Origin of the sequence: Amycolatopsis sacchari (assembly GCF_900114035.1) — a bacterium.
In the GTDB taxonomy this organism is placed as follows: Bacteria; Actinomycetota; Actinomycetes; order Mycobacteriales; family Pseudonocardiaceae; genus Amycolatopsis_E; species Amycolatopsis_E sacchari.
On sequence record NZ_FORP01000011.1, the window covers coordinates 213,032 to 219,496 of the forward strand.

Consider the following 6,465-nt stretch of genomic DNA (forward strand, 5'->3'; position numbering starts at 1 on the left):
CGCCGTCCGCCGGCCCCGCCGCAGCCCGCGAGCCACGCGGACGGCTACTCGCCGCGCTCCTGCTGCTCGGCGAGGAACCGCTCGAACTCCGCCCCCAGCTCCTCCGCGGTCGGCATCTCGACCTCGTCGGCCAGCAGGTTCTTCCGGTCCATCGCCTCGACGAACGTGTCGTACTGCTGCTCCAGTGCCCGCACGACCTCGGCGACCTCCGCCGACTCCGCCACCTGGCGCTCGATCTCGGCGTCGGTGCGGCGCGCGGACTCCACGAGCGCCTCGTCCGGGATCGACAGCCCCGTGATCCGCGAGATCGAGCCGAGCAGCGTCACCCCGGCCGCCGGGTACCGCGACTGCGCCAGGTAGTGCGGCACGTGGGCGGCGAAACCCACCGCGTCGTGCCCGCTCTCCCCCAGCCGGAACTCCGTGAGACCGGCGGCGCTGCCCGGCACCTGCAACCGGTTGAGCACCTGCTGGTACTCCCCGATCAGCTCCACGCGCGTCGCGTGCGCGGTCACCCCGAGCGGCCGCGTGTGCGGGGCTCCCATCGGGATGCCCTGGTACGACACGACCATCCGCAGGTTCCACCGGTCCACGAGACTGCGTACCGCCGCCGCGTAGCGCTCCCACTCGTGGTCCGGCTCCGGGCCGGTCAGCAGCAGGAACGGCGTGCCCGCCTCGTCGTGGAACAGCTTCACCACGAGCTCCGGCGCGTCGAAGCTCTCCCAGTGGTCGGCGGCGAAGGTCATCATCGGCCGCCGGGCGCGGTAGTCGAGCAGCCGGTCGACGTCGAACCTCGCGGCGACGGTGTACTCCAGGCGCGATTCGAGGTGCTCGCTGACGGTCTTGCCGGCGAGCCCGGCGTCCACGAAGCCGTCGAGCTGGTGCAGCAGCACCGCGCCCGTCAGTTCGGGAAGCTCCGAGTCCACCTCGTAGAGCTCCTCCGGATCGAACACCATAGCCTCCTGCGTCGCCTCGGGCTGTCCTACTCCAGGATGAACGTATCGGGACGGTGGATTCATCCCGCGACGGGTAGGGGCCGGGCAACCCCCCTACCGAACCAAACCGCTGGGCCGGTCGGAGGAAAACCGGCCTTGTTGGCAGGCTGTGGTGATACTTTGGGATCCTCCCTGTCACGGCAGCCGCAGCCCGCGGCCGGTCCCGGGCACGCGGAGACCGCCGCGCACTTCCGGGGGTGTCGATGAATCTGGCGAACATGGCTCGGCGGCTCCTCGTCGAAATGGCGGCGGACTCCCTCGGCGATTTCCTGCCCTCCCTGTACGAAACCGCGCGGGTGGCCGCGCTGGCGCCCGCGCTCGCCGGCCACGACGGCAGAATTCGCCACCTCCTGGCCGAGCAGCGGCCCGACGGGAGCTGGAGCGGCCCCGGCGACTACGCCGTGCTGCCGACGCTTTCGGCGACCGACGCGTTGTTCGCCGAGCTGGCCAGGACCGGTGACCCCGAGGTCGGCCACGCGGTCCACCGCGGACTGACCGCGTTGTGGCGCATGCTGTCCGGTCCCGTGTCGCTGCCGGACACGGTGGCGGTCGAGCTGCTGGTGCCGTGGCTCGTGGCCGAGCTCAACGTGCGGCTGGCCGCGCTCGACGCCAGTCCCCTGCCGGGGCTGGACGCCTGGCGCGGCGGGCGGACGCTGCCGTGCCCGTCCGGCACGTACCCGGAAGTCCTGCTGCACCTCCGGGAAGCGGTCGAACAGGGCGCGGTGCTGCCCGAAAAACTCTGGCACTCGCTGGAAATGTTCGGCGCCGCCGCGGAAGGCCTGCCGTACGTGCAAGCGGGCCGCTTCGGCGTGGGCTGCTCGCCTGCGGCCACCGCCGCGTGGTTCGGCAGCGGTGCCAGCACGGCCAACCCGCACCCCGCCGTGCGGTACCTGGAACTGGTGCAGGCCCGGCACGGGGGCCCGGTGCCGGTCGCCGCGCCGCTCGACGTGTTCGAACGCGCCTGGGTGCTCGCGACGTTCACCGACGTGGGGCTGCCCGTGACGGTCCCGCCCGAGCTCGTGGACACCTTGCGCGGCGCGCTCGGCGAGACCGGTGCGCCGGGCGGTGCGGGTCTGCCGACCGACGCCGACGACACCTCGACCGCGCTGCACGCGCTGGCGAACCTCGGGGTTCCGTCCTCTTTGGACTGCCTGTGGCACTACCGGAACGGCGACCACTTCAGCACCTTCGCCGACGAGCGCACCCCGTCCGTCACCACGAACGCGCACGTGCTGCAGGCGTTCGCCGCCCAGCCGCAACCCGATCCGCGGGTCGCGGACGCCATGCTCGGCCTCGCCGCGTGGCTGCGCGAGCGCCAGCACCCCGACGGGAGCTGGACGGACAAGTGGCACGCCTCCCCGTACTACGCCACGCTGACGTGCGTCGTCGCGCTGGACGGCTTCGGCGAAAGTCGTGAGGCGATCGGGAAAGCGGTCCAGTGGGTGGTGGAGAACCAGCATCCCAACGGATCCTGGGGCTTCTGGGACGGCACGGCGGAGGAGACGGCGTACGCGGTGCAGATCCTGTTGCGGGCCAAGCTGAACCGGCTCGACCCGGTCATGGTGCGCGCGGCGGCGCGCGGTTGCGAGTACCTGCTCGGCGTGACCGGCGCCCCGTGCCCCCCGCTGTGGCACGACAAGGACCTCTACACCCCGGCCCGCATCATCCGGGCCGAGACCATCGCCGCGCTGCACGTCGCGCTCGGCAACCCCCGCGTCGCGGCCCGCCTGTCACGGGTGCGAGCCCACGACGCGGAACGGACCGCCGGATGAACCCCATCGAGTTCCGGCTCGTGTTCCGCACGCTGCCGTTCCTCGACGCGCACGCCGACGAGCCGGACGGCGTGCTGTGCCGGCGCACGGCACCGGAACCGCAGTACCTGGTGTGGGAGCCCGGGGCGATCGGGGAGCTGTTCCGCGCCGACGGCGAGCACGGCCACCCCGGCAGCCGGTCGTTCCGGCCGCTGCTCGGCCCGCGTTCCCTGCTGTGGCAGGAGGGTGAGCGGCACGCCGCCTACCGGCGCGTGCTCGGCACCCCGCTGCGCGGGCGGCGCCTGCAGGACTACCGCGCGATGATCGGCGCCACCGTGCACGCCGCGATCGACGACCTGCCCGCGGGCCGGGTGTTCGGCCTCGCGGACTGGACGCGCGGGCTCGCGCTGCGCGTCATGGCGACGATCGTGTTCGGGCGCGCCGACGACGAGCTGCTGGACCCGTTCGCGCGGTGGATGGACCGCGCGCTGGGTTCGCGCTACCGCACGCTGGCGTACCGCTACCTCCGCGGCGGGCTCCCGCTGCCCGGCCGGGAACTGGACGAGCGGCTGGTGCGCGCGGCGAGGGAGGCGGCCGCCGCTCGACCGTCCACTTTGGCCGGACGACTGCTGGCGGCGGACGGCCCGTTCGCCGACCTCGACGACGGCGAGCTGCGGGACCAGATCGTGTCCCTGCTCTTCGCCGGCCACGAGACGACGGCGTCGACTGCGGCGTGGGCGGTGTACTGGCTAGACCGGCACGAAGCCATCCGCTCGCGGGTGCTCGCGGAGCTCGCCGCCACCACCGACGACGGGTTCAGCACCGAGCAGGTCCCGCTGCTGCAGGCGGTGGTGCAGGAGACCCTGCGGATCACCCCTCCGGTCCCGGCCGCCGGCAACCGCGTGCTGTCCCGGGAATGTCCCCACAGCGGCGGGAAACTGCAGCCGGGCACCACCGTCACGCCGAGCATCTACCTCGCGCACCACCGCGCGGAGTCCCATCCCGACCCCCACCGCTTCGACCCGGACAGGTTCCTGCACGGCCGTGTGCCCGCCGACCGGTACTTCCCGTTCGGCGGCGGCACCCGGCACTGCCTCGGCAGCCAGCTGGGGCAGCTGGAGGTCCGCATGATCCTGGCCGGCCTGTTGCGCCGCCGCGAACTCCGGTGCGTCAACCCGAAAGCCGGGGTGCCGCAGTTGCGCGGGCACGCGATGGCGCCGTCGCCCCGGCTGCGCGTGGAAGTGCTGTCGTGCCTGGACTAGGTGTGCGGCCCTCGTGGCACGACGTCGTCGTCCTGCACCGGCTGCAGTTCCCGTTGCCCGTGAACTACGTCTGCTACGCGCTGTGGGGCTGCCTGTTCGCCGGCCCCGCGCTGCTGCGCACGCCCGCCGCCCTGCTGGCGGTCGCCGCCGACCTGTTGCTCATCGTCGCGCCACTGGCGCTGAACGTCGCGGTCGACATGGCGACGGATTCACAGCACGCGGACAAGGGTTACCTCGCGGGCGCGGCGGGCCGGATCGGGCGGTCCCGTGCGCTCAACTGGTCGATCGCCGAACTCGCCGTGGCGTTCGCGGCCGTGGTGGCGATCGGCGTCGGCTGGGGCCGGTGGTGGCCGCTCGGCATCGCCGTCGTGACCGTGGCCGCGCAACTGCTGTACAACGTCGAACCGGCGCGGCTCAAGCGCCGCGGGCTGGCGGGTTCGGTCGCCTTCGGTGTCGCGTCGGTGGGCCTGCCGGTTTTGCTCGGGTACACCGCCGTCGCTCCGGCCGTGCCCGCGACGGTGTGGCTGATCATCGCGGGGGCGTCACTGATATCGGTCGGGCGGACGGTGTGGTGGGCCCTCCCCGACTACGACGCGGACGTGGCGAGCCGCATCGCCACCCCGACCGTCCGGTACGGACCGGCCCGCACACTGGTCGTGGCCTGCGGGTTCGTCGTCGTGGGTCTGGTGCTGCTGGGGTGGGGCCTGTGGGCGCGCTACGGCGCGTGGGCCCTACTCGGGCTCGCCCCGCACGGGGGGTTCCTCGCGCTGCTCGTGGCGCAGCTGCCCGCGACGCTGCGGGGCCACCCGCCTCGGGCGGGTTCGCAGCTCAGGCGCACGCTCCCGGTCGCGACGCTGGGCGAAGTGCTGACCGCGCTGGTCCCGCTGCTGGGGGGCTAGTCGATCCAGACCTTGCGGCCGAGGCCTGCGTACATGTGCGCCAGCTCCGGGTTGCGGCCGAGGTCCTCGTCGGGGTCGGGGTTCCACAGCAGCACCGGCACCACGCCCGGCTCGACCAGTTCGAGCCCGCCGAACATCGCCGTCAGCTCGTCGCGTTCCCGCAACGTCACGTCCGGCGGCTGCCCGAACATCCGGCTGAACATGTCGAGTCCCTTGCGCAGCTGGGAATCCTCCGCGCAGTGCGACATGCCGACGTAGCTGCCGGCGGGCAGCGCGTCGACGTAGGAGTCGACCAGGGCCGCCGGGTCGTCGCTGTCGGGGAGGTACAGCAGCGTCTCGATGACCATCAGCGCGACCGGCTCGGTGAAGTCGATCAACGCGCGGGTCGCCGGGTCGGCCAGCACCGCCTCGCGGTCGCGGATGTCGGCCTGCAGGTACGCGACCTTGTCGTTGCCTTCGAGGATCCGGCGGCCGTCGGTCACCACTCCCGGGTCGAGGTCGACGTAGACCACGCGGCACTCCGGGTCGGCCCGCTGCGCGACCTCGTGCACGTGGCGCTGGGTGGGCACGCCGGAGCCCAGGTCGATGAACTGGCGGACCCCTTTGCCCAGCAGGTACCGGACCATCCGGCCGGTCAGGTTCCGCGAGGCGCGCACCAGGTACGGGATGTGCGGTGCGCACAGCTCGATGCGCTCCGCGTAGTCCTGGTCGTCCTGGCTGTGGTCGGTGCCCTCCAGCCAGAAGTCGTTCACCCGGGCGATGCTGGGGTACGTGCCGTCGAATCCAGGTGCTTCGGTAGGCGATGCCACTGCAGGTACGCCTCCTCGAGGTCCGCCTCCACCGAACGTGACTGATGATCAGTCACGCAGGTAGGCGATTCTACTGCGAATGGACGCGGTATGGCGCGTCTGGTCTCGCGGACTTCGCTAACCCACTGATCGAGGGAAAAGGCCCTCCCGTGGATCTGCGGTCAGTAACCCTGTGCGACCAGCGCTTTCACCCGTTCAGCGGAGCGCGAGCCTGCGGATGTCCTCCGGCCCCACGCGACAGCATCCTCCCGCAAGATCAGCTCCCGCCACCCGATCGGGCAGAAAACGGGAGCGTCCCGTCCACCGGCGGGCAGTCGCGTCCCAGCCTTCGCCGCTGTTCGGGTACGCGATCACGGGCTTGCCGCTGACCTCCCGCGCGAGCGGGATGGCGCGCGCGGCGTCGTCGGGATCGCAGCAGTTCACACCGACCGCCACGACGTCGTCCCGCCCGGCGGCCACGGCGAACGCCTCCTCGAGCGGCTGCCCGGCGCGGGTCCGGTCGCCGTCGATCGTGTAGGACAGCCACGCCGGTACGCCGACGCCCTCGATCGCGGCCAGCAGCGCTAGACGATTAATGCGTAAGTCGAGGCGGTAGTTGAAGACGGGCGAAGGGTGTTCAAGATCAGTTTGTGACGACCGACCTGAACACCCTTCTCACCGCACTCTACGTCAAGATCGACGACCACCTCGCTGGTAGGCGTCGGATGGGCAGACCGCCGAAGCTCACCGACGCGGAGTTGGTCACCCTGGCC

5 protein-coding genes and 2 pseudogenes are annotated in these 6,465 nt (G+C 72.0%); 4 read left to right on the plus strand and 3 right to left on the minus strand.

Going from position 1 to position 6,465, the window contains the following annotated elements:
- Window positions 1-44 precede the first annotated feature (44 nt).
- Window positions 45-953, minus strand: coding sequence for a proteasome assembly chaperone family protein (locus BMZ92_RS20095; protein ID WP_091509832.1), 909 nt, complete (start codon window positions 951-953; stop codon window positions 45-47).
- 257 nt (window positions 954-1,210) lie between these two features.
- On the opposite strand from BMZ92_RS20095, the gene BMZ92_RS20100 reads away from it, so the two are divergent.
- From BMZ92_RS20100 to BMZ92_RS20110, 3 genes are read left to right on the plus strand one after another with little or no spacing between them, the layout of a single operon-like run.
- Entirely contained in the window at window positions 1,211-2,764 is a 1,554-nt protein-coding gene (locus tag BMZ92_RS20100) for a prenyltransferase/squalene oxidase repeat-containing protein (protein ID WP_245783150.1), read from the plus strand.
- Window positions 2,761-4,005, plus strand: a complete 1,245-nt coding sequence (locus BMZ92_RS20105) for a cytochrome P450 (protein WP_091509834.1) — start codon at window positions 2,761-2,763, stop codon at window positions 4,003-4,005. Before BMZ92_RS20100 ends, BMZ92_RS20105 begins: the two co-directional genes overlap by 4 nt.
- A complete protein-coding gene (locus tag BMZ92_RS20110; RefSeq protein ID WP_177228781.1) occupies window positions 3,993-4,904 on the plus strand; it encodes a UbiA prenyltransferase family protein in 912 nt (303 codons plus the stop codon). The genes BMZ92_RS20105 and BMZ92_RS20110 overlap by 13 nt, the downstream gene beginning before the upstream one ends.
- On the opposite strand, the gene BMZ92_RS20115 is transcribed toward BMZ92_RS20110, so the two are convergent.
- Together BMZ92_RS20115 and BMZ92_RS20120 are read right to left on the minus strand one after the other, a co-directional pair.
- Window positions 4,901-5,713, minus strand: coding sequence for an SAM-dependent methyltransferase (locus tag BMZ92_RS20115; protein ID WP_091509839.1), 813 nt, complete (start codon window positions 5,711-5,713; stop codon window positions 4,901-4,903). The genes BMZ92_RS20110 and BMZ92_RS20115 overlap by 4 nt on opposite strands.
- Before the next feature lie 195 nt (window positions 5,714-5,908).
- Window positions 5,909-6,277 (minus strand): annotated as a pseudogene (locus BMZ92_RS20120) (homocysteine S-methyltransferase family protein); the annotation flags it as partial.
- A gap of 65 nt (window positions 6,278-6,342) precedes the next feature.
- Between BMZ92_RS20120 and BMZ92_RS38220 the strand changes: the two are divergent.
- Window positions 6,343-6,465, plus strand: a pseudogene (locus BMZ92_RS38220) (IS982 family transposase); the annotation flags it as partial.

Coding starts and splice junctions, on each gene's coding strand:
- BMZ92_RS20100 (WP_245783150.1), top strand. CDS start 1,211: ATGGCTCGGCGGCTCCTCGTCGAAATGGCGGCGGACTCCCTCGGCGAT.
- BMZ92_RS20105 (WP_091509834.1), top strand. CDS start 2,761: ATGAACCCCATCGAGTTCCGGCTCGTGTTCCGCACGCTGCCGTTCCTC.
- BMZ92_RS20095 (WP_091509832.1), bottom strand. CDS start 953: ATGGTGTTCGATCCGGAGGAGCTCTACGAGGTGGACTCGGAGCTTCCC.